Origin of the sequence: Psychroserpens mesophilus (assembly GCF_050617655.1) — a bacterium.
GTDB classification, from domain to species: domain Bacteria; phylum Bacteroidota; class Bacteroidia; order Flavobacteriales; family Flavobacteriaceae; genus Psychroserpens; species Psychroserpens mesophilus_A.
Genome location: NZ_JBODQC010000350.1, coordinates 1 through 251, shown reverse-complemented (window position 1 = coordinate 251; position 251 = coordinate 1). Strand labels below are relative to the sequence as shown.

Here is a 251-nt window from a genome sequence, read left to right as displayed (position 1 = left end):
ATGTTACCGTGGCATATTCCAACGATATTGTTACTGTTACCATCAACCTGTTACCCGGGAATGTCATGACACAGGCCCACCTGTATGTTGGGGAAGAGAAATACCCCGAAGATAACAAAGGAGATCCACCGGTTGCACGGGGCCAGTATACCCAGGTAGTCGACCCGCTCAACAACGTAACTAGCTATCAGTTTCAACCCATAGATGTAAGCGACTATGCAAACGGGTTCTACGTGATTGTCCATGCCGAA

Annotated in this window: 1 protein-coding gene; it reads left to right on the top strand. The window is 48.2% G+C overall.

Annotated features, from left to right (window positions below; all coding sequences use genetic code 11):
* Window positions 1-251, top strand: a 251-nt coding sequence (locus ACRHNM_RS17540) for a hypothetical protein (RefSeq protein WP_431137931.1), incomplete at both ends; no start/stop codon positions are given.